Source organism: Desulfoluna sp. HI9BLuna, assembly GCF_056829775.1.
The window spans coordinates 5,418,915-5,444,620 of record NZ_CP186555.1; the positions used below are offsets into that span (position 1 = coordinate 5,418,915).

The 25,706-nt window shown below is 51.5% G+C and carries 21 protein-coding genes; 7 read left to right on the plus strand and 14 right to left on the minus strand.

Going from position 1 to position 25,706, the window contains the following annotated elements; genetic code table 11:
- Positions 1-129: 129 nt before the first annotated feature.
- Together scpA and meaB are read left to right on the plus strand one after the other, a co-directional pair.
- Positions 130-2,265, plus strand: a complete 2,136-nt coding sequence (scpA, locus tag ACOYW0_RS22065) for a methylmalonyl-CoA mutase (RefSeq protein ID WP_482415912.1) — start codon at positions 130-132, stop codon at positions 2,263-2,265.
- Between the two features lie 203 nt (positions 2,266-2,468).
- Positions 2,469-3,455: a methylmalonyl Co-A mutase-associated GTPase MeaB gene (meaB, locus tag ACOYW0_RS22070; protein WP_482415913.1), complete on the plus strand. Its 987-nt coding sequence runs from the start codon at positions 2,469-2,471 to the stop codon at positions 3,453-3,455.
- Between the two features lie 146 nt (positions 3,456-3,601).
- Here meaB and ACOYW0_RS22075 read toward each other — a convergent pair whose 3' ends face one another.
- The gene (locus ACOYW0_RS22075) at positions 3,602-4,048 is read right to left on the minus strand and encodes a methanogen output domain 1-containing protein (protein ID WP_482415914.1); all 447 of its coding nucleotides are present in this window, start codon (positions 4,046-4,048) and stop codon (positions 3,602-3,604) included.
- A gap of 1,323 nt (positions 4,049-5,371) precedes the next feature.
- On the opposite strand from ACOYW0_RS22075, the gene ACOYW0_RS22080 reads away from it, so the two are divergent.
- Positions 5,372-6,985, plus strand: coding sequence for a putative Na+/H+ antiporter (locus ACOYW0_RS22080; protein WP_482415915.1), 1,614 nt, complete (start codon positions 5,372-5,374; stop codon positions 6,983-6,985).
- A 391-nt stretch (positions 6,986-7,376) separates the two neighbouring features.
- On the opposite strand, the gene ACOYW0_RS22085 is transcribed toward ACOYW0_RS22080, so the two are convergent.
- Positions 7,377-7,640, minus strand: a complete 264-nt coding sequence (locus ACOYW0_RS22085) for a DUF4282 domain-containing protein (RefSeq protein WP_482415916.1) — start codon at positions 7,638-7,640, stop codon at positions 7,377-7,379.
- Between the two features lie 567 nt (positions 7,641-8,207).
- Positions 8,208-8,525: a hypothetical protein gene (locus ACOYW0_RS22090; protein WP_482415917.1), complete on the minus strand. Its 318-nt coding sequence runs from the start codon at positions 8,523-8,525 to the stop codon at positions 8,208-8,210.
- Between the two features lie 870 nt (positions 8,526-9,395).
- Between ACOYW0_RS22090 and ACOYW0_RS22095 the strand changes: the two genes are divergently transcribed.
- Entirely contained in the window at positions 9,396-9,689 is a 294-nt protein-coding gene (locus ACOYW0_RS22095; RefSeq protein WP_482415918.1) for a hypothetical protein, read from the plus strand.
- 865 nt (positions 9,690-10,554) lie between these two features.
- Here the strand turns inward: ACOYW0_RS22095 and ACOYW0_RS22100 are convergent.
- From ACOYW0_RS22100 to ACOYW0_RS22125, 6 genes are all read right to left on the minus strand, one after another.
- Positions 10,555-10,929, minus strand: coding sequence for a hypothetical protein (locus ACOYW0_RS22100; RefSeq protein WP_482415919.1), 375 nt, complete (start codon positions 10,927-10,929; stop codon positions 10,555-10,557).
- Complete coding sequence (locus ACOYW0_RS22105; protein ID WP_482415920.1) at positions 10,926-11,246, minus strand: monooxygenase; 321 nt, start codon at positions 11,244-11,246, stop codon at positions 10,926-10,928. The genes ACOYW0_RS22100 and ACOYW0_RS22105 overlap by 4 nt, the downstream gene beginning before the upstream one ends.
- Positions 11,247-12,130: 884 nt before the next feature.
- Entirely contained in the window at positions 12,131-12,646 is a 516-nt protein-coding gene (locus tag ACOYW0_RS22110) for a hypothetical protein (protein ID WP_482415921.1), read from the minus strand.
- A 117-nt stretch (positions 12,647-12,763) separates the two neighbouring features.
- Complete coding sequence (locus ACOYW0_RS22115) at positions 12,764-13,087, minus strand: hypothetical protein (protein WP_482415922.1); 324 nt, start codon at positions 13,085-13,087, stop codon at positions 12,764-12,766.
- Positions 13,088-13,130: 43 nt separating this feature from the next.
- Positions 13,131-13,862, minus strand: a complete 732-nt coding sequence (locus ACOYW0_RS22120) for a hypothetical protein (RefSeq protein WP_482415923.1) — start codon at positions 13,860-13,862, stop codon at positions 13,131-13,133.
- A 987-nt stretch (positions 13,863-14,849) separates the two neighbouring features.
- Entirely contained in the window at positions 14,850-15,272 is a 423-nt protein-coding gene (locus tag ACOYW0_RS22125; protein ID WP_482415924.1) for a heavy metal-binding domain-containing protein, read from the minus strand.
- Between the two features lie 75 nt (positions 15,273-15,347).
- Between ACOYW0_RS22125 and ACOYW0_RS22130 the strand changes: the two genes are divergently transcribed.
- Entirely contained in the window at positions 15,348-16,568 is a 1,221-nt protein-coding gene (locus tag ACOYW0_RS22130; protein WP_482415925.1) for an IS256 family transposase, read from the plus strand.
- Between the two features lie 455 nt (positions 16,569-17,023).
- Here ACOYW0_RS22130 and ACOYW0_RS22135 read toward each other — a convergent pair whose 3' ends face one another.
- From ACOYW0_RS22135 to ACOYW0_RS22155, 5 genes are all read right to left on the minus strand, one after another.
- On the minus strand, positions 17,024-17,491 hold the full coding sequence (locus ACOYW0_RS22135) for a GNAT family N-acetyltransferase (protein ID WP_482415926.1): 468 nt from the start codon (positions 17,489-17,491) through the stop codon (positions 17,024-17,026).
- 66 nt (positions 17,492-17,557) lie between these two features.
- Positions 17,558-17,998 (minus strand): GNAT family N-acetyltransferase, encoded by a 441-nt coding sequence (locus tag ACOYW0_RS22140; RefSeq protein WP_482415927.1) that lies wholly within the window; start codon positions 17,996-17,998, stop codon positions 17,558-17,560.
- A 136-nt stretch (positions 17,999-18,134) separates the two neighbouring features.
- Positions 18,135-18,593, minus strand: a complete 459-nt coding sequence (locus tag ACOYW0_RS22145) for a GNAT family N-acetyltransferase (RefSeq protein WP_482415928.1) — start codon at positions 18,591-18,593, stop codon at positions 18,135-18,137.
- Between the two features lie 1,031 nt (positions 18,594-19,624).
- Positions 19,625-21,337 carry an FAD-binding oxidoreductase gene (locus ACOYW0_RS22150; RefSeq protein ID WP_482415929.1) on the minus strand — a complete coding sequence of 571 codons (1,713 nt, stop codon included), beginning with the start codon at positions 21,335-21,337 and terminating at the stop codon, positions 19,625-19,627.
- Between the two features lie 173 nt (positions 21,338-21,510).
- Positions 21,511-23,058 (minus strand): FGGY-family carbohydrate kinase, encoded by a 1,548-nt coding sequence (locus ACOYW0_RS22155; protein WP_482415930.1) that lies wholly within the window; start codon positions 23,056-23,058, stop codon positions 21,511-21,513.
- 249 nt (positions 23,059-23,307) lie between these two features.
- On the opposite strand from ACOYW0_RS22155, the gene ACOYW0_RS22160 reads away from it, so the two are divergent.
- Positions 23,308-24,003 (plus strand): GntR family transcriptional regulator, encoded by a 696-nt coding sequence (locus ACOYW0_RS22160; protein WP_482415931.1) that lies wholly within the window; start codon positions 23,308-23,310, stop codon positions 24,001-24,003.
- Positions 24,004-24,028: 25 nt separating this feature from the next.
- Positions 24,029-25,588, plus strand: coding sequence for a glycerol-3-phosphate dehydrogenase/oxidase (locus tag ACOYW0_RS22165; protein WP_482415932.1), 1,560 nt, complete (start codon positions 24,029-24,031; stop codon positions 25,586-25,588).
- The last annotated feature ends 118 nt before the right edge of the window (positions 25,589-25,706 follow it).

A 25,706-nucleotide genomic window follows, 5' to 3' on the forward strand; every position in this document is an offset into this window, starting at 1 on the left:
AAGGTCATAGGAAAAACAGGGGATAGGAAAAAAGAGGACAGGGAATAGGGACTACTTTGTTTGTGTAGCGTACAGGTTGATCCGATTGTGGTTTTCTTCGGTGGTTTATCATCCATAAGGAGACTCGTCATGGGCAGTAGCAAAGGGCTTGAGATGTGGCGGAAGCTTGCAGAAAAGGAACTTCGGGGCAGGGCCGTTGAGGAGCTGACCCGGGCCACGCCGGAGGGGATCTCCATCAAGCCCCTTTACACGGAAGACGACCTGGAGGGCCTGGAGTGGGCCGGTGCCATGCCGGGGCTATCCCCCTATGTTCGGGGGCCCAAGGCCACCATGTACGCTGGTCGCCCCTGGACCATTCGCCAGTACGCGGGCTTTTCCACAGCCAAAGAGTCCAACGCTTTTTACCGGCGCAATCTGGCGGCAGGGCAGAAGGGGCTTTCCGTTGCCTTTGACCTTGCCACCCACCGGGGCTACGACTCGGATCATCCCAGGGTGTCCGGGGACGTGGGCAAGGCAGGCGTGGCCGTGGATTCCGTGGAGGACATGAAAGTACTTTTTGACGGGATTCCCCTGGACGCCATGAGTGTTTCCATGACCATGAACGGCGCGGTGCTGCCCGTTCTGGCCGGGTACATTGTGGCAGCGGAAGAGCAGGGCGTGCCCCACGACAAGCTCACCGGCACCATCCAGAACGACATCTTAAAAGAGTACCTCACCCGCAACACCTACATCTATCCTCCGGCCCCTTCCATGCGCATCGTTTCGGACATCATCGGGTTTTGTTCCAGGGAGATGCCCCGGTACAACACGGTGAGCATCAGCGGGTATCACATGATGGAGGCAGGGGCTGACTCGGTGCTTCAGTGTGCCTTTACCCTTGCCGACGGACTGGAGTACGTCAAGGCCGCCCTTGACGCGGGCCTGGATGTGGATGCCTTTGCCCCGCGCCTCTCCTTTTTCTTCGGCATCGGCATGAACTTTTTCATGGAAATCGCCATGCTCCGGGCAGCCCGGTTTCTGTGGGCGGAGATCATGGCCCGGTTCAACCCCAAGGATCCCCGATCTTCCATGCTGCGCACCCATTGCCAGACCTCCGGTTGGAGCCTCACGCGTCAGGATCCCTACACCAATATCATCCGTACCACCCTGGAGTGCATGTCCGCCGTGCTGGGCGGCACCCAGTCCCTTCACACCAATGCCTTTGACGAAGCCGTGGGGCTTCCCACGGAGCTCTCCGCACGGGTGGCGAGGAATACGCAGATCGTGGTGCAGGAGGAGAGCGGGGTGTGTGGCGTGGTTGATCCCCTGGGAGGCTCGTACTACGTGGAGTCCCTGACCCGTGAGATTGTTGACAAGGTGCGTGGGGTCCTGGCCGAGGTGGAGGCCCTGGGCGGTATGGCCCGTGCCATTGAATCCGGCATGCCCAAGATGCGCATTGAAGAGGCCGCTGCCCGGCGTCAGGCGCGCATCGACCAGGGGCTGGATGTCATCGTCGGAGTCAATCGGTATCAGGAGGAGGAGGAAGAGGAGATGGAGGTTCTGGACGTGCCCGCTGCCATCCGGGAGGAGCAGGTCGCCGGGCTCAAAAACCTGAAAAAAAGCCGGGATGCGGCCGAGGTGGACCGGTGCCTTGCGGCCATAACCCGCTGCGCTGAAGGGGATGGCAATCTTTTGGAGGCGGTGATCCCTGCCATGCGCGCCCGGGCCACCGTGGGGGAGGTCTCTGAAGCCATGGAGAAGGTCTTCGGACGCTTTACCGCCACCACCCGGTGCATCTCCGGTGTCTACGCCGGTGAGATGGGCGACAACGGGACCATGGCGACCCTGCGGAATCGCACCGATGCCTTTGCAGAGCGCAACGGGCGCCGCCCGCGGATCCTTCTTACGAAGATGGGCCAGGACGGCCACGACCGGGGCATCAAAGTCATCGCCACTGCGTATGCCGATTTCGGTTTTGACGTGGACCTCTCCCCCATGTTCCAGACCCCGGAGGAGGCCGCGAAAATGGCAGTGGAAAATGATGTCCACGCCATCGGCGTCTCCTCTCTGGCTGCCGGGCACAACATCCTTGTCCCGGAGCTGATCCGCCACCTTGCCGATCATGACGCCGACGATATCGTCGTTTTCGTGGGCGGTATTATCCCGCCGTCGGATTACGATCTTTTATCCTCAATGGGCGTCAAAGACGTCTTCGGCCCCGGTACCCGCGTCACCGAATCCGCCAACCGGATTCTCAATGTGCTGATGGAAGAGTCACCAATGTAAAAAAACTGCATGATGCCAAGGGCGCTATGAATGTCCTTGACACACCATATATCAACTGTGACCCTTAGCCCTTAGCCCTTAGCCCTTAGCCCTTAGCCCTTAGCCCTTAGCCCTTAGCCCTTAGCCCTTAGCCCTTAGCCCTTAGCCCTTAGCCCTTAGCCCTTAGCCCTTAGCCCCATTAACCCCTTACTATTCATTATCCCATGTCTTCTTTCTCCCACCCTCCAGATTATCTCATCCAGGGCGTCCTTGCCGGAAATCGCCGTATCCTTGCCCGCACCATCACCCTGTTTGAAAGCCGAAATCCTGACCATCTCCGGTTGGCTGCCCAGGTTCTGCAAGGGCTGGCTCCCCATGGGGGCAATGCCCTGCGCCTGGGGATCACCGGCGTGCCGGGTGTGGGCAAATCCACCCTTATCGAGGGGCTCGGACTTCATCTTGTTGAGCGAGGGCACCGGGTGGCCGTGCTGGCCGTGGATCCTTCCAGCCGCGTGAGCCAGGGGAGCATCATGGGGGACAAGACCCGCATGGAGGAGCTGTCGCGACGGACAGACGCCTTTGTGCGCCCCTCTCCTTCGGGCGGGACCCTGGGCGGTGTGGCCGCACGGACCCGGGAGGCCATGGTTGCCTGTGAGGCGGCCGGATTTGACGTCATCCTCGTGGAGACGGTGGGGGTGGGGCAGTCCGAAACAGCTGTCAAAGGCATGGTGGACTTTTTTCTCCTTCTCATGCTGGCAGGGGCCGGTGACGAGCTCCAGGGAATCAAGCGGGGCATCATGGAGCTGGCCGATGTCGTGGCCATCACCAAAGCCGACGGCGAGAACCGGGAACCCGCGGAAAGGGCCCGCAAAGCGTATGAAAACGCCCTGGCCCTGTTCCGTTTTGATCGAGAAGTGCCCGTGCTCACCACCAGCGCCCTGAACGGGGACGGGTTGGCGCCTCTGTTAGATAGTCTTTTTCGATTGTATGAGGCAGACAAGGCCACCGGGGCTCTTTTTAGCAGGAGAAAAGCGCAGCAGGTGGACTGGTTCTGGGAGCTGGTGGAAGAGGGTCTTCTGGATCGGTTCAGGCATGCCTCAAAGGTGGCATCCCTCATGGACGAGACCGTAGCAGGAGTCGAAAAAGGCGAGGTTTTTCCCGGCCACGCAGCCCGGAAACTTTTGGAGCTATTTGCCGGGGAAAAAAGGTAAGGCAGCTGTGGGGCTATTCGGTGGGAGACAGATTTTGGTAAGGGTGGGGGACACCGTTTTTGTGGCATCAACCCCTCCCTGGACTGCGTTGGCAACTGTTATTGTATAAGTGTGTCCCCTTCATCATGACGATGTGACTCTTCAACTCAATCTTCCCGGATCATAACCGTGAACTCACAAACATCATCGCCGTTTCCAATGGATTGCTTGATGTGGACGTCAGCTTTTTTATGTGTAGCGTGTGAGAAAACCCTTTCAATCATGCCCTTGGAGCACAAACACTGAACAGGAGTAAGCTGAACAAATCCCGACCGAACCAATGGGCAGCCGCATTCATGGAATGTCCCCGTGATGCAATCACCATCTATGATCCACTTTCCCCGGAGATCTTTCGATTCCCTGACGGTGTTCCAGCCAGTGACGAGGTCCTCAAGAGAACCCACAGGGTGATTCAATACGCTTTCACACAAAGCCAGAATGTCAGAGGAACATCCCACACCCGCCTCACGCATAACCATTAAACGGTCTTGTTCGCTGAGTTGATTTATGGCCGTCTGTAAGCTTCCAACCCAACGTCTATTCTTTTCAATCATTTTAAAATTATCCTTCATAATACTGACGTATAAACAACCGGCATCACAACTCAGTATAGCGAGAAACGAGCGGACTCTTTCGTGATGCCTGAGAGCGTTTTGGTGCGTACGCCCGGTATGGAGTGACTTTGTGCGGCGATCCCTATGCTTAATGATGGGATAGCCTCTGGACAAGAAGAATCCAGGCGATCATCGAACGGCTTAACATACGAGCTTTTGCAGTTCAAGTATGGGGCCATTGGCACCCATCGGCAAGGGCTTTGACGTCGTTTGCCGAACGGTTTGGGCGGGCATTCCCTATGGCACTGTAGCTGCTGTGCTTTATGGTGGGTAGTAAGATGCTGAGGCCGTCATTACGTCAGAATAAACAGAGCAGGCATCGACTACGCCGCAACGGTGTGTTGCTCCTTCCTTATTAATAGCTGTGGTGACCGTCGGGCCGGAAGGGAGAATACGTGCCAGGACTTTTTGACGGAGCATCTGCCTTGGCGTTTTCGGCTCCTGGCTAATCGAATATGGTGCATGAAATGTGGGCTGCAAGGGAATATTTGTCGTGTTTCTATGCGTAGGAATGAGATAAATTATTTTGATGGAACTGTCCAATTTTTTTGGGCAAACGACCGGGACTTTTCTTTCCCCTTTCGTGGATTTGGCGGCGCTTGGGGTCGTTGCTGACGGAAAACAACATTAAAATCCGGACATGAAACGTTGTTTTTATTTGGGCGCGTTTTTTGGAGCTTCCCGAAATCAGGAGGTTTTGTCGTATTTGCCCTTCAAGGCCCTGGAAAAAAGGTTCAGGAAGGGGCTTGCTTTTTTGGAAGATTCTTGAGAGTTCCAATAAGTCACGAGCCTCAGCACCTGCTATTTCGGGTGTTGCTGACAGTGATGGTAACTCTGCACTGTGCTCGTTCCCGGAGCAGTATGACTCGACGTGTTACAGGTTCAGGAAATAGATTTTCAAGACGCATGGACTGTCTTTTGCAAATAATAAAGGCGCTCCATGTTCTTTTTGAAGCCGAGGGTTGTCATGGTCCAATGAGAATCCCTCGGTCCTTTGGCGTGTTTAAGGTTTGTTTCCTCTTTTGAAATATTTTCGCAGTCTGTCGTGGAGTAAATGTTATGGAGAAAAGAAAGCTTTTAAGTATCGTTTTGTTTTCGCTTGGAATTGTGGCCATGGCCTCGCTGGTTTACGCCAGTGGGGGAGGGCATGGCGCATCAAGCGGCGAGGTTTTTCCAAGGGCCCTTGACTCTTACGGGGACGCTCATGCCTCTGGAATTTTAGAGATTCTAAAGGACCGAGTGGCCCAGGAACCCTTTAACTTGGTGGCGAGTCTCATCTTCCTCTTTGCCATCATTCATACCTTTGTTGCCAATAAGTTTCTCGCCATAGCCCACAAGTGGGAACACGAGCATCAGGAAAAGATTGAGCGCGGGGTCGCGGATAAATATTCCGTGAGCCATGGTGCCGAGCTGTTTCACTTTCTGGGTGAAGTGGAGGCTATTTTCGGCATCTGGGCCATTGCCCTGGCTGTGGCCATTCTCGGGTTCTACGATTGGCACACCCTCCTGAACTACCTCGGTCACAAGGTCAACTTCACGGAGCCCATGTTCGTCGTGGTCATCATGACCCTGGCCTCCACGAGACCTATCCTGAAACTGGCCGAAGGAGTCATGTGGAAGATCGCCAACCTTGCCGGTGGAACCCTCATCGCCTGGTGGTTCACCATCCTCACCTTCGGTCCCCTTCTTGGGTCTTTCATTACCGAGCCTGCCGCCATGACCATTTCGGCGCTTCTTCTTTCCGCAAAATTCTACGATCTGAACCCCAGCGAGAAGTTCAAGTATGCCACCATCGGCCTGCTGTTCGTGAACATCTCCGTGGGCGGCACCCTGACTCATTTTGCGGCGCCTCCGGTCCTCATGGTTGCCAGTCCCTGGGATTGGGGCATGATGCACATGCTGACCCATTTCGGATGGAAAGCCCTGACCGGTATCCTGGTTTCCAACGTGGTCTACTTCCTGCTCTTCAAAAAAGAGTTCAACAAGCTGCAGGAAAAATTTGAGCTTACGAGCCTCAAGGAGGAGATCGGTAAAAAATACTTTACCCGTGAAAACCTTGAGCAGGAGTTCAGCGACCTGGAACACATCATCAGCAACAAGCTCGGGTTCACCGATTCCTTCAACGAGGCGTGCAGCCGGATCAAGGAAAGGACCCGGACCCGGCTCCGTGAAGAGCTTGCAGAGCGCATTGAGCGCAGGGGCACCGATCCCGAACTGGTGAGGGAAGCCTTTAACGAGCGCTTTGAAGAGATCAAGCGCCGCGAGATGCGAAAGACCATTCCCGGCCTCATGCCCCACAACGAGCGTGCGAACTTCTACGACCCCGAGTGGGACAAGCGTGATGATCCCGTCCCCCGTTGGGTGGTTGTTGTCCACGTCCTCTTTATGGTCTGGACCATTCTCAACGCCCATTACCCGGCCCTGTTTATCTGCGGCATGCTTTTCTTCCTGGGCTTTGCTCAGGTGACCTCGCCCTTCCAGAACCGCATCGACCTGAAGCCCGCGCTTCTTGTTGGTTTCTTCCTCGGCGGCCTGGTTATCCACGGCGGCGTCCAGGGATGGTGGATCGCACCTGTCCTCGGCAACCTGGGTGAACTCACCCTGATGCTTTGCGCCACCGTCCTGACGGCGTTTAACGACAACGCGGCCATTACCTTCCTGAGTACGCTGGTACCCAACTTCACCGACCCGCTTAAGTACGCGGTGGTGGCAGGTGCTGTTGCCGGTGGTGGTATGACCGTTATCGCCAACGCCCCGAACCCCGCGGGCCAGGCCATTTTGAAGAAGTACTTCAAAAACGGCGTGAACCCCGGCAAACTCGCCATGGCGGCCTTCTTCCCCACGGTTGTGGTGGTTCTCGCCTTCCTGCTTCTGTAGAAGCTGGGACAAGGGCTTAAAAAGCCGTTCGCATGAAAGACGGGCCCTTTTCGAAGGGCTCGTACATAAGATATGGAATTAAAAAAAGCGCTTTTCATCTTCGCGGATGAAAAGCGCTTTTTTTGTCCGGCCAGCCTGTAACCTTCTGAACCAGGAGAGGCGATGTGGCAGCGGCATTTATCGAAATCAGGTGCCGCGCAAGGCACAATGAACAACAAGTGGAATCCAAGGCAAGGGTTGGCTTCCATTGGAAACGAGTGGGTGAGAATTCATTGCCAGGCTACGGTGCGGTTATTTTGGTATAAGCCGCCCGGAACGGGACGCAAGGACGTGGCCGCTTTAGATCCGCATGTAAGGTGCTGTGGGGCCGGGGGGAGCTCCGGCTATGTCGCTATAATATCTGTCTATCGCAAAGCTTTTTAAGGTTTTCATGGATTTTGAAAAGTACAATCATCAGTTCACACCAAATTCGTGCACTCAGTGCTCCAAAGATAATTATACAAATTCCTATCAGCATCATTCCGAAGGTTCCTTGATCATAGGCAGCACTTATTACGGCAATTCCTGCAATAGCAGCAAAGAATAATATTAGCCAATAAACAAAGGTGATAATCTTAGGGGTTAGCATTGAATCGAAAAAGAATATATTTCTCACGTGATGACCTCCGTATTCCATTTGGTATAACTCCAAATATGTTTAACAATCTGACAAGTCTTTGTAGTGCCTCTTTTTCCATTAATATGGGCATTATCTCAAGAGATGGTTTGAGAGTATAACAGGAACTGTTCGCAATTCCTGCTGAGCCTGCAAGGGCTTAACATAAGTACTAATAAGAGGCAAGATTTGCGTCTTTTTTTTGTCTGAAATGGATAAAGTGAAGGGGAATAACGAGTTTTAGTCTGGATGGTTCACGAGTCTCATTCTCTCATGTTCAGAGTATCAGAGCTGCAGATGTAGCGGTTTGACTCAATGGGCCGATGACGCCGGAGAGGGGGCTCTACAGTAAATCTTCAAGCTGAGGAGAAGGTAAAACCACAGGCGTTTATATATTGGCATCTTTGCCGTATTTTTCCGATGGGACAACGGGAAACGGTAGGGTGAGCTGACCGCACCGGCTTTTTGGTCCTGATATGGCTGCTTTAAGGCTCCTCTTTATTGCTTGGGAACCATAAGTTCAACATTTCAAAGGGTTGAGTTTGACTTTTCGCGTGGTGCTCTTTGCTATGAGGTCATGTCGCTATCATCAGGATCTTCGGGGTAGAAGGTGTATCCACGCCCAGGGCTTCGCCTCAAATACTCAAACATTCCAACAGGGACAATTTCCTCTACGTAAATCATTGGAGGGTCATCCCTTTGGTTCAACGTTCTTTGTGTTAGATCAGGGCATTTTTTGATGAGGCCAATGGCACGTGTTTCAGCATCATTTGCGTTAGTTGCTTTGACCCATCTTGTCGTGAAGAAACCATATTTTTCCGGTGTCGTTTCCTCAAAGTTGAAAAGGAAATTCGTTCCATTTAAAAAAATTCTGTATCTTTTCATTGTTCTTTCCGTGAGATGTGCATGTAATTTTGGGACATTTTTTTTGAAGGGTTCGGTTCCTGAGGGGCAAAAATGGAACATCGATGGGCCGCCTGCAATGACAAAACCACTTACTCGTCATATCCTTTGCCCTGGGTACTTAACTTTTAAGTCATACGACCAAAGCCCCCAATTTTCAATTCAAAAAAATCGTCTTCCCTCGATAGGAACGTGTCCAACACATGGTTCTTTTTGGCATATTGAGAGAGTCAGGATGGTCATAACAGGCATGGTTTCGATGGGCTCACGTCAAATACATCCATGAACTTTTGCAATCAGTTGGCTGCTGATACTGGGGAGTTCTTCGGGAAGGCTGATCTGTCGGGGTTCGCTAATAAGGCTTTATCAGAAATTATTTCAGTAAAGATCGAAATGAATAACCCCATGATTTAGTGTTAAAAAACTATTGACACGCCATGGGGATGGTATTAGGGTGGGGCGTAATAACTAGTTATTGCGAAGTTTTTGGAATTCATGATGCGACCCGACAGGATGCGCCAACATCCTGCCAGGCCTGACCAAAACAACCTTTCAAGGAGGTCGTCATGGCTACACGGTTTTTTACACCACACACATCCCCATTTCAAGTCGTATTTTCCTCTATCCGCGCAACCTTGCGCCCCTTTCACCAACGCAACCGTCGTTACAAATGGCCAATGAACAGTGGGTACTAGGTTATAGGTCCTCACTGATTAGGTAATGGGTGATAGGGGATTGGCTATGGGCTAATCACATCCGGCGCATTTCCTGTGCCTCCCCTATTGCCTGTTCATCGCCATGGCACACTGAGTGCATCGATATTCCACACACAAAAATAAACGGGGGTTCCTCATGATCTCATCGGATAGCCAACCCGGCCGCCGCATGTTTTCAGGGTCGGAAATATCTGAACTCTGCGATGCCATCAAAGACGTACACCGTTTGCTTACATCCGTGGGAGCGTTCTTTTCCGAACTGGAAGATGCCGAAGCCCCGGGGGGAAACGGCCTTCAGATCGATTTTAAGAAATGGGGCCTTCGCACCATCACCGAAGACCTTCTGGATCGGCAATACCAGGCAGTGGATCGGATCGTGTCGTTTTACAGGGCAGAGCAGGAGAGGATGACGGCGAAGGGGAGGGGATAGAGCCCGCAGGGCTCAGGGCATTGCGGAGCGGGAGGCGCTATATGCTGGTGTGAGGGGGAGTGACGCGCCTGATGGGCTCGCTCCGCTTTGCCCATCCTACGAGGTTTGGTGTGTGCGGAATTGTTCGAATATAGGGTGTTGTGAATTTTTAGGGAGGCGCATCAGAATGTGTTACTGGAAGCAGTGGCCAGATGCCGTACCCGGGTTCGAAATCTCATAAGACTTGGTTGCCTGTTGGACGAAGTAACCTCCGTGGGAATGGGTCGGAAAAGGCCGTGGCATTTATCGAAAACGTTTGCCACTCAACGCGAAACGAACAACAAGTGGTTTGTAAGGCAGGGGCTTGTCACCATTAGGGATGAGTGGCTGAAGATTCATTACCCGGCTACCCGACTATACATATTGCTGTACAATGTGTTTTATTGTTTTGTAGATATAAAACTCCAAAAATAGGGGGATTAATCCACTGATTGCGACAATGATTGATTTTTTAAAAAAGGTTAATTTTACGCCTGAGTCGATAAATTTCTCTAAAGTAGAAAAAAATAAATTCCACCCATATAAAAAAACGAGAATAGCTGAAAACACCCCAACGCAAAATAGAACGACCGATTTTGAACTTTGAGATAAAGCAATTATCGTTGCAGACAATGCTGTCCAGCCCACAATATTGAACCAACCACTTATGAGCTCATAATGGAAGAGCAACTTTGATTTGGATTGGATACTTGTACAAAAGTGATCAAAAATGCTTAATATTCTCATAATATTAGTTTTTTTGTGTTGTAAACATTCACATCACTGGCAGCAAAAAGAAGAGCGAAAAACGAGCAGCATTTTTTGGTGCCTGAGTGTATGCCTGTTACTACTTTTTCCGCAAGCTCCACACACATAACCCCGCCATCAACGCAAAGAACGCTGGATCGGACCAGCCAAAACCGATAAAGACCTCGATTAAACAAGCATATAAAGTAACTCCAACGCCGAGCAAATTTGTCCAGAGCAACCCAGTAACAAGTATTCTTGTAGAGACACCATCTGACTCAGTACGACTAAACAATAGCGCTATAATGGCAATTCCACCAAGGAAGATACTGTTGTGTTGAGACAGAAAACGGGCATATTGATCGTTCACGCTCACACCATACAATGGCCAGAGGGTATCTGGAATAAAGAACAATACGATGGCAAACATAGCGTATATTACGGCGTGAATAACGAGTAGAGACTTCATGCTCATTCTTTTGTCTCCAACGGGGCGTGATTTATTCGTGAAAGGTCTTCTAATATGTCAAAAACATGTTCCGTGATGTCAGTGATGCCAATAGCGTTAAGCCGTTTGATGTGCATTTCCCGATATTTTTCAAGGTACTCTAAATTTTTAAATAGGTAAGTAGAGCCAAAGTGGTTCGTGCCGGTTTCGTGGGTCCATATTTTCCAGATGACGCCAGGCTCTTCAGCAATGCTCTCGGCCAACTTACGGTTACCATCCATAAACTCATCCGTTATTTGTCCATCGTATTTCAAGTGAATATCCCATAGCTTTAAAGTGCTCATTTGACCTCCTTTAAGGCATAACATTTGAGCTAACCGGTTGCCAAAAGTTGCAGAGCGAAGCGGCGCGGCTTTTGGCAATTATAGTTTAGCGATTTGTGTACGCCTGGCATGGGTGTAATCTTATGAGGTGACCCGGAAGTTTAACCGGGAAGCCCTTTGTGGCTGAATTCTTCCTATTAAACAATGATTTAGCATGAGCGCTATCCTAAGGCAAGGGCGGCATCGTGAGGTTCCGTCTGGAGGAGATGAAGCGTAGCGGAATCACGAGCGCCAGCGAGAAAGACCGGAGGGCGTGGTCACTCTACGTCAAACCTTTGAGCCGACGAACAGAAACAGCATATAAGGCCAAGTCTCTGGATGAGTCAGCACAACATGACGAAGTCCAGGATTCGAGGAGATATGGGAAATGCTGCGGTTGTGTAAAGAAAGATTACGTTCTTACACCCCTCAAGGGGGTACTAAACTGAGTCCGGGGAGGCCTGTTCGACTTTGCGGCCGTATGGCAGCGCTGATTGTGGTAACACAGGCAGTGATGGAACAGGAATCAACAGAGGTCATAGTAGGTGTAAGAATACGTCATTGACGGAGTGACGTTTGGAAACGAGCCGCGAGACACCCCGAGGTAATCGCTGGAGGACTTATCCCACTGAAGGGCCGAGCATGAAGAACAAAGGTGCAACCATGTGCTCTGCTTCTACTATGAATTCGACAGGATGATTCTGAAACATGCTCGGCGTGGGTTACGTGCCATTGTAGGTCAAAAGGAGAACCGTCAACTTATTACAAGATCAGCTCTTTTAACTACTCGTTGGCTACTCTCGGATATCTTCGTGAACCGCCCTCCGGGTGGTGTGGGGCTGGGGGAAGAGAAACCCCCGGCTACCCTAATTGGGCCTTTCTGTTTCCACTTGGACCAGAATACTTTCGTCAGAAAAGACGATCTTTAGTGAGCCGTCAACCTGTTCATATACCTCGGCTGCTTTTATAGATACAGTATGGCCGTTTATTATTAATTGTACTTCAGAAATGTCGTCATCACCATTTTCGTCAAAAAAAAGTTCAACGGAATCAACAACACCTAAGGGCAATTCACTTAAGGTGCGCTCTCTGTAGATGTTATCTGGTGTTGACGACCCCAACTCTGATGGAGGTAGATTATCGCGCCGACACAAACCCCAATGCGTATTATTTTGATAAGTAACGATTGATCTAACTTCGTCGTTTGATAAGACTAAATCAAGACGATCAAGCTGTAGAGCCTGAATTGAATCATCGTACCATTGTGGTCGTCCATCCAAACCGACTTCTCGTACAGCCATCTCGATTCCAACCCATTGCCGGATGTTGCATCCCTGCAAGGCGCGCAGTAATGTGGCCTGCTGATCGATCCAATCGTTCATTAAAGAATGTTCCTGTGTCCCAACACGTGGCTAAGCTGCCCCAAATAGTTGATAGGGAATGCTGTTGAATTTGCGAAAGATATGGCCAGCTTTTTGGGGGAGGCCATGAGTCAATTGTTATAAGCTGATGTCGACTATTTTATTTAAAAAGATATGATAATAAGCAACTTTATAATCTGAACCCAATTCTGTTTGTAGTTGTTTGGCAAGCAAGAATCCTTTGTCGACAAAATGCTGCTCTTCATTGCCTGATACAAAAGCAGATTCAGGTGGGTACTCTGTGTTTAAAGTCGTATCATATGTTTTTGCCCATTGTTCCAGAGAATAGATTAGCTCTTTAGATAAAGGTAAACTATTTGGATTAATATTTCCTATATCTTTACCTTTATAATGCCACAAAGGGTGGCAATTATAATCCGGCATTAATTTTATAAATTTCATATTTTGGCTTATAACGTTTTGACGATCCGAGTTTAGCGAATTGTTAGGCAACTGTACTGCATAGGTCTGCCACGTTTGGACATTCAAGTAAAAAAGGGTCAATTGTAGTCGTTTCTTGGGGAACCCAAAGCAATCGGAACTCTTTTTGAGGTGAATACTGGTCGCTTGGTTTGACAAAACCAATAGGCCCCGGTGGGGTTTCAAGCCCCGTGTAAAAACGGTCCTTATATTGGACTAAACCCATTCCGCCATCTCGAATTTTAACGAGCTTATCGAGCTCAATAGAGATGTACTTGAATAATTCTAAAGGGTTAGATATTTTTACGCAGTAATTTCCAAAAGTATTGGACAAGTTTTCCGGTTTAAATTCTTTAGTTGCACATAGTACAAAAGCATCTGGTAGCTTTTGTATATGGGTAGCGTTACTGATAGTAATGTTGGAGCATCCCTCGCCGATATGTATACCGCTACGTGCAGCCATTTCGACAAAAGCGGCATCTGAACTACCACCAACAATATGACCGGACTGATATGTATGTGTAGCTTCTTCAGGATCACCTTGTAATGGATCCTCATATTCCCGACATGTCTCCAAAGTGCTGAGCCATACCTTACCTTGGCACAAATCCTCTGCTTGCCACTGTTCAGGAAAGAATCTATAAATTGGTTCATTATACCCATCTAACGATACCAGTTTTGAAAACAACATCGTTTGCGAAATTTGAGCGGCTTTAAGCTTTCTTCTTTCTTTTTTTAATCTGCTTTTCTTACCCATACTCACCAACTTTATGTTGCCTAACGCTTGAATTCACCGGTGAGGGCGGCGCAGACCGACAGCGGTGAATATGCCAAAATTGCTCGAAACCGTGGTGCTCAACGAGGTGAAGCTGTAGCCCGATCCGGTGTAATGATTTGTGAACGCCAGGCATGGGCGTAATCTTATGAGGTCACCCAGAAGTTTAACCGGGAAGTCCTCTGTGCGTGAATCTTGCTGATCAAACAACGGTTTAGCATAAGTACTATCTTAAGACAAGGGCGGCATCGGGAGGTGCCGTCTGAAGGAGATGGAGCGGAATCACGAGCGTCAGCGAGAACGACCGGAGGGAGTGATAACTCTACGGCAAACCTGTGAGCCGACGAACAGAAACAACATACAAGGCCAAGTCTCTGGATGAGTAAGCACAACATGAAAAAGTCCAGGATTCAAGGAAATATGGTAAATGCTGCGGTTGTGTAGAGACAGATCACGCAATTACACCCCTCAAGGGAGGGCTGAAAAGAGTCCGGGTAGACTTGACCGACATCGCGGCTGCATAGGGCAGCAGCGCCCGTCGTGGTAACACGGGGGGTGATCGTTCAGGAGTCAGCAGAGGTCATAGTAGGTCTGAAATGGTGTTCAATTGTTCCGCGAAGGCCAAGGAAACGAGCCGCGGGACACCCCGAGGTAATCGCTGGAGGACTCACCCTGCCAAAGGACCGAACATAAAGAACAACGGTGCAACCATAAGTTCTGCTGCTACAATAAATCCGACAGGAGGAGTATGGAACAGGCGCGGCGTGGGTTACGTGCCCTTGAAGGGTTAAAAGTGGAAACCGTCATCTTGGTATAAGATTCGTTTTTTAACACTTTTTCCTGGCTACGGCCCTGATATCTTTATGAAACGCCCGGTGCGGACCCGCATGCCGGGTGGTGTGGGGGCTGGGGGCGAGAAACCCCCGGCTACCCGATTATATGTCTGTTCTCAGAGTTGAAAAAGCCAAATTAGATGTCTTCCAATAACACAGCTGTACCCGTGTATATTGATTGCGACACTTGCCACCTTGAGCCTTGTTTTTCATACGTTCCAGTGTTTAGTTGGACATCTACAACGCCATTTGCCCCTAACTGTCGAGCTTCATTTAGGAGACTTAGTAGTGCTTCTTTTTCACTTAGTTCGAACTCCGCAGCCCCTGTAGCTTGCGTTTTAGAGATACCACGTACACCACCAATAACACTTAGAACTTCACGCCCTTCAATCTGAGAGCCAGTAATAAAAACTATGTCCTTTCTAACTTGAATCAATTCCATTTCAATATTAGTTATACTTGTTATTGCTGCTTTTTCGCGCTTTTTGTTCGTAGTAAACATGGAAACAAAAACAAAAACCAAAAAGATAAAAACCGATATGATAATTATAAGACCCACCACAAATTAGCTGAGAGTGTAAATTTATCTGTGTATCTGGCTGTGGTATTAACCTCCTGAAAGGAGAATGTCACCATGGCCAAAAAGCAGAGTCGTATAGATGCACTTTTAGATGAGCTGCTCAAAGATGAAGACCCTAAAGAACTATTTAATAAAGATGGACTTCTTGAGAATTTAACCAAACGCCTTGTGGAACGCGCCTTGGAAGGCGAGCTGACCGATCATCTCGGCTACCAGAAGAATGAACGCCAAAAGAGTCGCTCGACAAACGTCCGTAATGGCAATACAAAAAAGACAATTGTAACGAATCGAGGTTCACTTGATATTGAGGTTCCCAGGGATCGAGATGGTGATTTCGAACCTCAGTTAGTCAGAAAGCGCCAAAAAAGGCTTCCAGGGTTTGATGACAAGGTCATTGCACTATATGCTCGCGGAATGACAGTGAGAGAGATCCAGGGCCATCTCAAAGATCTCTATAGTGTTGAAGTATCCCCGACACTGATCAGCAATGTGACCGACAGCGTCATAGATGATGTTCGCCAGTGGCAGTCTCGTCCGTTGGATACGGTCTACCCCATCGTTTACCTGGATGCAATATATCTAAAAATTCGTAAAGGCAGCCATGTTGAAAATCGAGCTGTTTATCTGGCATTGGGTGTAAACCTTGAAGGTAACAAAGAGCTTCTTGGCCTCTGGATTGGAGAGGCTGAGGGTGCAAAATTTTGGCTTGGCATCCTCACTGAGCTTCAAAGCCGAGGGGTAAAAGATATTTTGGTCGCTTGTGTTGACGGCTTAAAGGGCTTTCCTGAAGCCATTGGGAACGTCTTTCCTCAGACGGAAGTCCAGCTCTGTATCGTTCATATGGTGCGTAATTCTTTGAGATACGTTGGTTGGAAAGAGCGAAAGAACGTCGTAAAGAGTTTAAAGGAAATCTACACTGCACCCACAGAAGAAGCTGGTTTGAGAGCTTTGGATCAATTTGAGCAAGAGTGGGGAGAAAGGTTCCCAATTATCGGCCAAATATGGCGTTCTAAATGGGAAAATATAGCGCCGTTCTTCCGTTACCCAGAACCGATACGTAAAGTCATTTATACGACAAATGCTATCGAATCTTTGAACGCATCATTGAAGAAAATTACAAAGAAACGGGCAGCTTTTCCAACAGAGGATTCAGTGCGAAAGGTTTTGTATCTGGCGATATTAAAGGCTTCTGAGAAGTGGTCGCGCCCCATCAGGGACTGGGCTGCTGCTCTCAACTATTTTTCGATTGTATTTGAGGGGAGAGTCCCTCTTTGATTTAAACGCCAGATACACAGTTTATTTGACAGTCTCAATTAGCTCCTTTTTTACAACTATGATTATACTAAGGCCACAAACAGCACATTTCAATTTTATTAACAAGTTAATACTGAGGTGACCATCACTTACAAAAAGAAAGGTTCCCGACGCCCCAGGCGACAGACACTTGAAGTGATGGAGTTCATGCTAAAGATCAGAGCCCTTGGGGTGCGCCTTGAGGTGTGGACACGCCAAAGCAGGGGGCACGCCGAGCCACAAAACACGAGACAAATCAGTGAAACCGATGCGACGAGTCACCACATCACGTCAATGAAGCAGCCCATCTCGCAACTCAGAGGCGGGCTCCCGCCTGTTTGCTGAAAAGCAATACCCTATAAGACCATCGAGTACCGAAAACCGGGCTTCTTGAACAAAGGATTGATGTGACCTTCGGTCACGAGCAATCCTTAATGTTAAATGCTTTTTATCATTTGTAAACATGGTGTATTTTTACCCCAGAAAGCACTTGTGTCTTCGAGTGGGGTAAATCCATGTTTTGTGTAAAATTTTAGAGTTTTTAGATATTCGGGATTTTTAACTGTAGGGCTTAGTGTTTTTACTTGAACATATTTGATGTTTTTTCTTTTTAGTTCACGTTCAACATGATTGTATAACGAACTACCAATGCCGATTCCATGAAATTGCTTGTGCACCCCCAGGACATGGAGTTCAGCTGATTCTGAAAAGTGATTATTTACCGTAATAAACCCAATTAAATGGTTTTCATACCAAGCACTATAAGTATCCATAACATGGATATCACGAAGATAGGATTGTAAGGAGGATTCAATTCCGAACCACTCTGGGAGTGATCTGAGAACAGCTTCACATTCAGCCGATAAACCTACAACACAATCTTTGTATTCTATATTACATTTCATTGCTCGAAATATGCATTTAACGTTTTGATAAGCGGCGCGGCTTTTTGCGTACGCTTAATTAAATGGTTATATTTCCTTAAATTTCATGTGTATTAAAGGAAAAGGATTGCCCTGCCCATCAAGGTCAGAGCGACCTGTTTGCACAAACCCCATTCGTTGATAAAACCCTATTGCATTAGGGTTCTGCTCGTTTACGTCAACTTTTGATGCACCAAGGTTCTCAATTGCAAATTCAGTTAGCTTTCGACCGATTTTTTGACCAATATAATTCGGATCTAAAAATAACATTTCAATATTCGAATCAGCGACGCCTATAAATCCTAATATCCTATTGTTACGGTCTTTAAAGCACCGCAAATCAACAGCATCAAAATACTGTTCCAAAATCAGAGGCTTCAACTCTGCAATTTTTTCCTCTGGTAAAAATTCATGGGTTGCCCTGACGGAAGCTTCCCAGATAACGATTAATTCTTGATGATTTTCTTTTGTTACTTCTTGAATACTCATGTTTCCCTTTTGAAATATAACGCCACACTTCACCCGACGGGCGCCGAAGTACGACAGTGTTTGATATTTGAAAAATTCCGGGCAACGTGCAGGCACGAAAAGTTGAACTTGCGCCCGGTCGGCGTGCAAGTGTTTGTTAGCGAGGCAATTTTTGCATATGGAGCAGTCCAATGCCCTGTGGTGTTTCTGATTGGGTATAAGTCTTGTAGCCCAATTTTTCATAAAGATGGATGTTTCGACTACTTTTTATTCCGGTAAATAATTTGAAGGTAACTTTTTTATCAGCAATTTGCTCAACTCGTTTCATCAAGGCTGTTCCAACGCCTTGATTCTGAAAATTTGGATCTACAATCAAACGTTCTATTTCAATTGCATTACCATCAATCGTGAAACGTACAGAACCTATTATTTTGCTATCGAATTCGGCTTTTAAAAATACCTTGCTTTCAAACTCATCTTTCAATGATTCCAAAGTTTGGACCAATGGTGGCAACTTGTAATTATAGTAAATTTTTGCCTGCCCCTCAAATGCGGATTTTTGAATTCTCCAAATTTCAGGAGCATCCGATAACTTTGCCTTTGTAATCGAAATCATATCAATACTTCCATATCCAACTGAACGCTAACATATATTATGGTGCATTATCACTCAATAAAACGATCAAATGCATCATAAACTGTCGTTAACGTGGGTTATTGTGCGTTTGTGCGTATATAATCGTTCAATCTGTCTTATGATACCTTTTTGCCCAATAAAGTTGGTATATCTGTGAAAAAGTGCATTTTCCAGTTTGATTGTTTTATAGGACTATTTTTTTGCGGTCGCAGTTGGATCAACTCAGTGTGTTCTATCGAAAGGTGGCAGTGTCCGAAATTGACGCTACATTTCGATTGATTAACGTTCTTAGTCATACGCCTGAAATCGTGAACATTCAATTTAAAAACGAGTTTTGATTTTTGTGGTGTGATGTCGGGGAATATTTGTGTTTGATTGTGACGTTGGGAGAAGGGCGGGGCGTTAGGTGGGCACGCTTCGCTTTGCCCATCCTACGTGGGTGGAGGGGTGTTGGTTTGGGGGGCGGGAATTGTGTGGGATCGTAACCTATCGATTTTGTGTCGGTATGGGTGGCGGCGGGTCTGGTGTGAGGGGGCTTCGGGGTGCTCGATGGGCACGCTTCGCTTTGCCCATCCTACGTGGATCGGCGGAATGTTGGTGTGTGTGATGGGGGCGTGAGTACACGGGGGGGGAGATGAGTTGCCGACACCCTAAAAAGAAAACAGGCGGACTCTGGGAAAGTCCACCTGTTCTCTAAGGGGGAATGCTGTTGATGAGGGGATTTACTTCGGTATTTAATATAGGTGAAATCAAGGGCGGGGTCTATGAAGTAAAAGACTCAAATATATGGGGTTTTCTCCTGGGGTGCCGGGGTGATGTGAAAGCATTGGGCTTGCGCAGAAAACGAACGGGCTCGTTGCCATAAAAAAACCGCCTTCCGGGTGTGGGGTCACTCGGTGAGGCGGTTTTTTGTTGGGAGCGGGGGCACAGGTCCCGATCTCCCTTAGCCCGGATATCTCATGGGGACAAGCTGTAACTTACTGCTATTGGCGTGCTTCGGGCAATTCGGGTCAGGGCTCGGTTGGCTCGTCCAGGCCCAGGGTGCCGCCGGGGTTCATGATGTTGTTGGGGTCGAAGTGTTTTTTTAAGGCTTTCAGAGTGTCCATTTGGCCCTTTCCGAGGTGTTTTTCCATGAGGGGGGCCATCATACGGCCCACGCCGTGGTGGTGGGAGAGGGTGCCGCCGTTTTCCTCGATGCTTTGGATAATGCCCCGTTGAAAGGTCACGAACTCATCCCGGGTTTCGAATTTGCCGATGAAGATGAAGTAGAGGTTGGTCCCCTGGGGGTAGATGTGGGAGCAGTGGGTCATGCACAGGGTGTCCGGGCGGTTTTTGATAAACTGGCGCACGCCCATGTGGACCTTGTGCAGGTTGTCCCACTTGACGCCGGTCTCCAGGGTGTCGATGACCACACCGTAGTCGTTCAGGTCCTCCCGCAGGTACGGGTCGCTGAAGCGGCCGTGTTGCCAGAGTTTGACGGGGTAGCCGGTGAGGCTCATGGCTCCGTTGGCCTTTGCGATGCGTCGCACGTTTTTGCAGACGTTTTTGGAGAATCCCTTTTCCCCTTCGGTGTGGCCGAGGAGCAGGCAGCGCTGGCCGGATTTGTAGCCTCGAAACGTCATGAAGGTGTCCAGCGGGGTGCCTTCGATGCCGTGTTGCTTGAGGCCGATATAGGTCTCTTCCGGGTCGGAGATGCGAAACACCGAGGGCATGCCGCATTCGGCCTGGGAGATCTCCCGGGTGGCGTTCACCGCGTCCTGCCAGGTGGGGAAGATGAAGCTGAAGCGTTTGCGGGTCTCGGGGGTGTGGCGGAACACCTTGAGGGTGGCACGCGTCAAGACCCCGTAAGCCCCTTCTCCTCCTTTGAGGATGTCGTTGACCATGGGGCCTGTGGCGGTGCTGGGAAAATCGAGGGTGGTGACCTTACCCGCAGGGGTGACGCAGGTCTGGCCCAAAACCAGGTCCACGGCGTCGCCGTAGTAGGAGGACTGCTGGCCCGATCCCTTGGCCGCGATCCAGCCGCCCACGGTGGAGAACTCGAAGGACTGGGGAAAGTGGCCGCAGGTGTAGGTGTGGCGGGTGTTGAAGGTGTTGGGGGCGTTGTTGAGGAGCTCTTCCAGGGCCGGGCCCATGATACCGCATTCCACGGTGATGGTCTGGTTGGTCTCGTTGAACTCTACCACCCGGGTCATGTGGGTGGCCATCACCAGGGTGACGCCCCCTTTTTTTGGTGTGAGGCCCAGGGTTACGGAACTGCCGCCGCCGAAGACGTGAAGGGGGATCTTTTTTTCGTGGCAGAGGGCCACGATGTGGGAGATCTCCTCTTCGGTGCGGGGGTGAACGATGAGATCCGCCACTTTTTCGGGGGTTCCATCCCGGAGGGCGTAGATCTCCTCCATGGTCTTGCCGGTGGAGTATTTCACCCGGTCGTAGTCGCTCATAGAAACGTTTTCCTCGCCGCTGATGGCGGTGAAGGCCTCCATGGTTTCTGGATCGATGGCAGGGGTGTTTTCACCTAAGGTGACAAGGTCGTCACCGGAGGAGACCGGGGCGGTAAAGGCGTCGTCCGAGAGGCCGAAGGTCTCCTTCAGCATGGCGTACAGCTTGGCGTTGGGGTGCTTGAACCCGTCCGGGGCTCCCCATTTGAAGATGGCTCGCCAGCTTCCGGGTTCCGGAGGGGTGGTTCGCCATTGGGGCTCAAAGGATGGCTTTTTTCGTTTCATGGCAGGTCTCCTTGGTGTGTTGATATCTGTGTGCGTGAGCATATTTTTGAAAAAACTTGTTAAAGGCCCATTTTTTTACCCCGGGCAACGATGGGAAAAACAATTCTTTTTCTCGGGCGTAGCCCGTACGCACATGCGGAGGGGCGAAGCCAGGGAGCATTTGCAATCCTCTGCTATTCTGGATATCCGGTGATCTCCCGGATCTCCTTGTAAATGGGGTCCAGGCGCGGGTAGATGCGTTTGTAGACCCGTTGGTAGAGTTTTCTGTAAAGGGCGGTGCGGTCGGGGCTCGGTTCGAAGGTGGTGTCGTAGTGCACCATGGCGTCGATGGCCCCCTGGAAGTCTTTGTAGATTCCTAAACCAACGGCGGTGACGATGGCAGCGCCCAGGCCCGAGGTCTCCGTGGTTTTTCCCCGCACCAGGGGCCGGTTGAAGATATCGGCCGAGATCTGGCAGATCTGGTCGCTTCGGGAGGCCCCGCCGGACACGGCAAGGCGTTCCACCGGAATTTTTGTCTTTTTCTCCAGGCGTTCCAGGCCTTCCAGGAGGGCATAACCCAGTCCTTCGATGACCGCTTTGTAGACGTGCTCTTTTTTGTGGACATCTCCGAATCCGATCATGGCCCCCTTGGCGTTGGGGTGCTCCAGGCCCGGCCCCCAGTAGGGTTGGACCATGAGGCCCATGGCCCCGGGAGGGGCTTTTTCCAGGAGCCGGTCCATCTCCGCTTCCGGGGCGATGCCTTTGACTTCGGCCTTGGCCACCTCTTTGTGGGCGAACTCATTCTTGAACCAGGTGATCATCCAGTAGCCCCGGAAGATCTCGATTTCAGGGTTCCAATGCCCGGGCACCGGGGCGGGGTAGGCGGGCATGAAGCGCAGCGGCTCGAAGTAGCGCCTGGAGGAGAGCTGCACCGTGGCCGTGGTGCCGAAGCTCAGGCTGGCGGTCTCTTCGGAGAGCACCCCCATGCCCAGGGTCTCGCACCCTTTGTCCGACCCGCAGGCGATGACGGGCAGGCCCTGGGCAAGGCCTGTCGCCGTCGCCGCCTCCGGGGTGATGTGACCCAACACGTCGCCGGGGGGGACCACCTCGGGCAGCTTTTCCCTTTCCATGGGAAAGAGCAGGGACGAGGGGTCGAAGCGGGAGGCCCAGCAGCTTTTTTTGTAGTTGAAGGGGATGTGACCTATCTGGGAGGCCGAGGAGTCGGCGAACCGTCCGGTGAGACGGTGATTCAGAAACCCGGATACCTGGAGATATTTGTGGGTCTTCTCCCAGATCTTGGGCTGGTTCTGGCGGATCCAGTTGCCCTTGCCTTCCTGTTGCACCTTGGTGAGGATGGAACCCACCCCCACGGCGGATAAAATGGGGCCCACGGGAAAGGGGGGCGTAAAGACCGGAGTTGCTTTTCTCTGGTCCAGCCAGGTGATGGCCGGTCGCAGGGGTGTCCCTTGGGCGTCCACGTTGATCATGGTGGCCCGCTGGGTGGTGACACCCACCCCCTTGACCGCGGCCATGAGGTCGGGTTTGCGGGAACAAAGGGCTTTGCATCCGGCCACAAGGCTTTTCCAGAGGAGTTCCGGGTCCTGCTCGGCCCAGCCCGGCTGCTCGCTGTAGTAAGGGGCGTACTCCACCTGTTCGCTGTCAAGGAGGGTGCCCTCTCCGGAGAAGAGGAGGGTTCTCATGCTCTGGGTGCCGCAGTCAATGGAGAGGATCACAGGGGTCATGGGGGCTCCTTGGGGATCGGCTCGGTCAGGGGCAGGCGTTGCGGCCATACCCTCCGGTCTTTGCCATCGGGGCTGTGCCTGTGGTGCGAACATGGCTGATCAAGGCTATTTATGTTCACTTTGCGATGGCAATTGTTTTTAATCGGGTATTCAGACTGTTGTCGTCTTGACACAGAATGACGACTAGTGGTATGACCACTTACCAGATATCGGCTTCATTGCAAAGAAAAAAATGAAGGAGAGCGTGCGATGAACAACAGTGCCGGGCCTTTACGTCCTACAAAGTTTGCAGAACACAAGCTGGTCAGCTCCATCCTCGACGGAACCTACCCGCCGGGCTCCACACTGCCCGCGGAGCGGGCCCTGGCCGGAGAGCTCGGGGTCACCCGCCCGACCTTGCGGGAGACCTTGAAGCAGATGGAGACCGAAGGGTGGATCACCATTGCCCACGGCAAACCGACCCTGGTGAACGATTACCTGAAAACCGGGGGGCTGGGGATTCTCTCCACCCTGACACGCCACAAAGGGTACGTTCCCAGTGACTTTGTCTCCCATTTCCTTGAGCTGAGGTCCGCCCTCATGCCCCGGATGGCCCTGTTTGCCGTGTGGGAGGAGAGGGACAGCCTTTTGGCCTATCTCAAGGAGGCCGAAGGGATTGACGAGACCTCCGAAGCCTATGTGACCTACGACTGGGGCTTGCACCTGATCCTGGCGGACCTGTCCGGGAATCCGTTTTATCGGATGATTTTAAACGATTTTGGAGAGATGTATCTTCATATGGGAGGCCTCTATTTCGAGGAGGATGCCCACCGCAGGGAGTCGTCGGCGTATTACGAGGCCCTCCTTGAGGCGGTGGAGGCAAAAGATTGCAACGGGGCGTCTGAGGTGGTGCGGCAGACCATGGAACAGGCATCCGCACTCTGGAAGTCCATGATGGGAACGTGACGAGACAGGCCGGGAAGGGGAACCAATGGAACGACAGCAGGAAGAGAACAGGGTGGATTTGATCATTGTCGGTGGCGGCGTCACCGGCGCGGGGGTGTTCCGGGAAGCAGTCCGAAATGGGCTCCGGTGCCTCCTGGTGGAACAGAAAGACTTTGCCTGGGGAACCTCCAGCCGGTCCTCCAAGTTGATTCACGGAGGGCTCCGGTACTTAAAGGAGGCCCAGTTCAAGCTGACCCTGGAGTCGGTGAAGGAGAGGGAGAGACTCCTCACCGAAGCCGAGGGGCTTGTCTCGCCTGTTGATTTTCTCATGCCCCTTTACGAGTCCTCGGGGCCGGGCAGGGCGGCCATGGCAGCAGGGCTTACCGTGTACGACATCATCGCGGGGAAGTTTCGCCACCGGTATCTTCGCAGCAGCAAGGTGCAGGAGTTGGTTCCGGGGATCAACACCGGCAAGCTCAAAGGGGGGTACCTGTTCATGGACGCCCAGGTGGACGACGCCCGTCTGGTGCTTCGGCTCATCGGCGAGGGCACGCGCCAGGGGGGCCGCGCCCTGAACTACACCGAGGCACAGTCCGTCCTGCGGGACGAGAACGGGGCCGTTCGCGGGGTATCTCTGCGGGACGTGGCCACCGGCAAGACCTGGGAGGTAGCGGCTCCGGCCGTTGTCAACGCCACCGGGGTCTGGGCCGAAACCTTGCACCCGTCACCGGAGTCCAAGGTTCACCTTCGGCCTCTGCGCGGGAGTCACCTTGTCTTCTCCAGGCAGACCCTCCCCGTGGACCAGGCCATCAGCTTCTTCCACCCCGTGGACAAGCGGCCGCTTTTTATTATCCCTTGGGAAGGGGTGGTGCTTCTGGGCACCACGGATCTGGACCACGACGGGGACGTGAACTTGGAGCCCTTTATCTCCGATGATGAAGCCGACTACCTGTTGGCCGCTTTAAAACGCGTGGTCCCCGATGCACAGGTAACGCGGGACGACGCCCTGACCTCCTTTGCCGGGGTGCGGCCGGTACTCAGCCAGGGCCGCAAGGAGGCCTCCCGGGAGTCTCGGGAACACGCGGTGTGGGTGGATCACGGGCTGGTAACGGTGACCGGGGGCAAGCTCACCACCTTCCGCAGGCTGGCCTGGGATACCCTCAAGGCTGCCCAGCCCTTTATCCGGGAAGATCCTCTCACCGGTGAGGGGGACGCGGTCTTTTCCGAACGCAGGGGGACCACCCCGGACGGCCTGGACAAGGAGACGTACAAGCGCCTCTGGAGCCGATACGGCAAAGGGACCCTGGACTTGCTCGCCCTGGACGTTCCCCACGGGCTGGAGCCCATCGCCGACTCGCCCTATATCTGGGCGGAGCTTGCCTACGCGGCCGAGCATGAGGCGGTGTGCCACCTTGACGATCTTCTGCTTCGGCGGGTGCGGATGGGGCTGATCATGAAAAACGGGGGGCTGGACCTCATGGAGACCATCCGGGAGGTGGTTCAACAGCCGTTGAAGTGGGACGACGAGCGCTGGGCGAGGGAGACCGAGGCCTACGAAGCGCTGTGGACCCGTTGCTACAGCCCGCGGCCCGCCGATGCCCGATGACCGGGCTGCCGCCTTTTCCTTAATCTTTTCCCATAGATCGTGTTGTGGCCCCGGTACAGAGACCTGGCCGGGGTACAACACCCCCTCCTCCTTTCCTTTCATTTCAAACGTATTTCAA

Excerpts from the sequence above, each read along its gene's own strand:
- ACOYW0_RS22105 (WP_482415920.1), bottom strand. The coding sequence starts at position 11,246 with ATGAGCACTTTAAAGCTATGGGATATTCACTTGAAATACGATGGACAA.
- scpA (WP_482415912.1), top strand. The coding sequence starts at position 130 with ATGGGCAGTAGCAAAGGGCTTGAGATGTGGCGGAAGCTTGCAGAAAAG.
- ACOYW0_RS22150 (WP_482415929.1), bottom strand. The coding sequence starts at position 21,337 with ATGAAACGAAAAAAGCCATCCTTTGAGCCCCAATGGCGAACCACCCCT.
- ACOYW0_RS22110 (WP_482415921.1), bottom strand. The coding sequence starts at position 12,646 with ATGAACGATTGGATCGATCAGCAGGCCACATTACTGCGCGCCTTGCAG.
- ACOYW0_RS22140 (WP_482415927.1), bottom strand. The coding sequence starts at position 17,998 with ATGAGTATTCAAGAAGTAACAAAAGAAAATCATCAAGAATTAATCGTT.
- ACOYW0_RS22145 (WP_482415928.1), bottom strand. The coding sequence starts at position 18,593 with ATGATTTCGATTACAAAGGCAAAGTTATCGGATGCTCCTGAAATTTGG.
- meaB (WP_482415913.1), top strand. The coding sequence starts at position 2,469 with ATGTCTTCTTTCTCCCACCCTCCAGATTATCTCATCCAGGGCGTCCTT.
- ACOYW0_RS22100 (WP_482415919.1), bottom strand. The coding sequence starts at position 10,929 with ATGAGCATGAAGTCTCTACTCGTTATTCACGCCGTAATATACGCTATG.
- ACOYW0_RS22160 (WP_482415931.1), top strand. The coding sequence starts at position 23,308 with ATGAACAACAGTGCCGGGCCTTTACGTCCTACAAAGTTTGCAGAACAC.
- ACOYW0_RS22135 (WP_482415926.1), bottom strand. The coding sequence starts at position 17,491 with ATGAAATGTAATATAGAATACAAAGATTGTGTTGTAGGTTTATCGGCT.
- ACOYW0_RS22130 (WP_482415925.1), top strand. The coding sequence starts at position 15,348 with ATGGCCAAAAAGCAGAGTCGTATAGATGCACTTTTAGATGAGCTGCTC.
- ACOYW0_RS22120 (WP_482415923.1), bottom strand. The coding sequence starts at position 13,862 with ATGGGTAAGAAAAGCAGATTAAAAAAAGAAAGAAGAAAGCTTAAAGCC.
- ACOYW0_RS22075 (WP_482415914.1), bottom strand. The coding sequence starts at position 4,048 with ATGATTGAAAAGAATAGACGTTGGGTTGGAAGCTTACAGACGGCCATA.
- ACOYW0_RS22155 (WP_482415930.1), bottom strand. The coding sequence starts at position 23,058 with ATGACCCCTGTGATCCTCTCCATTGACTGCGGCACCCAGAGCATGAGA.
- ACOYW0_RS22090 (WP_482415917.1), bottom strand. The coding sequence starts at position 8,525 with ATGAAAAGATACAGAATTTTTTTAAATGGAACGAATTTCCTTTTCAAC.
- ACOYW0_RS22095 (WP_482415918.1), top strand. The coding sequence starts at position 9,396 with ATGATCTCATCGGATAGCCAACCCGGCCGCCGCATGTTTTCAGGGTCG.
- ACOYW0_RS22115 (WP_482415922.1), bottom strand. The coding sequence starts at position 13,087 with ATGAAATTTATAAAATTAATGCCGGATTATAATTGCCACCCTTTGTGG.
- ACOYW0_RS22165 (WP_482415932.1), top strand. The coding sequence starts at position 24,029 with ATGGAACGACAGCAGGAAGAGAACAGGGTGGATTTGATCATTGTCGGT.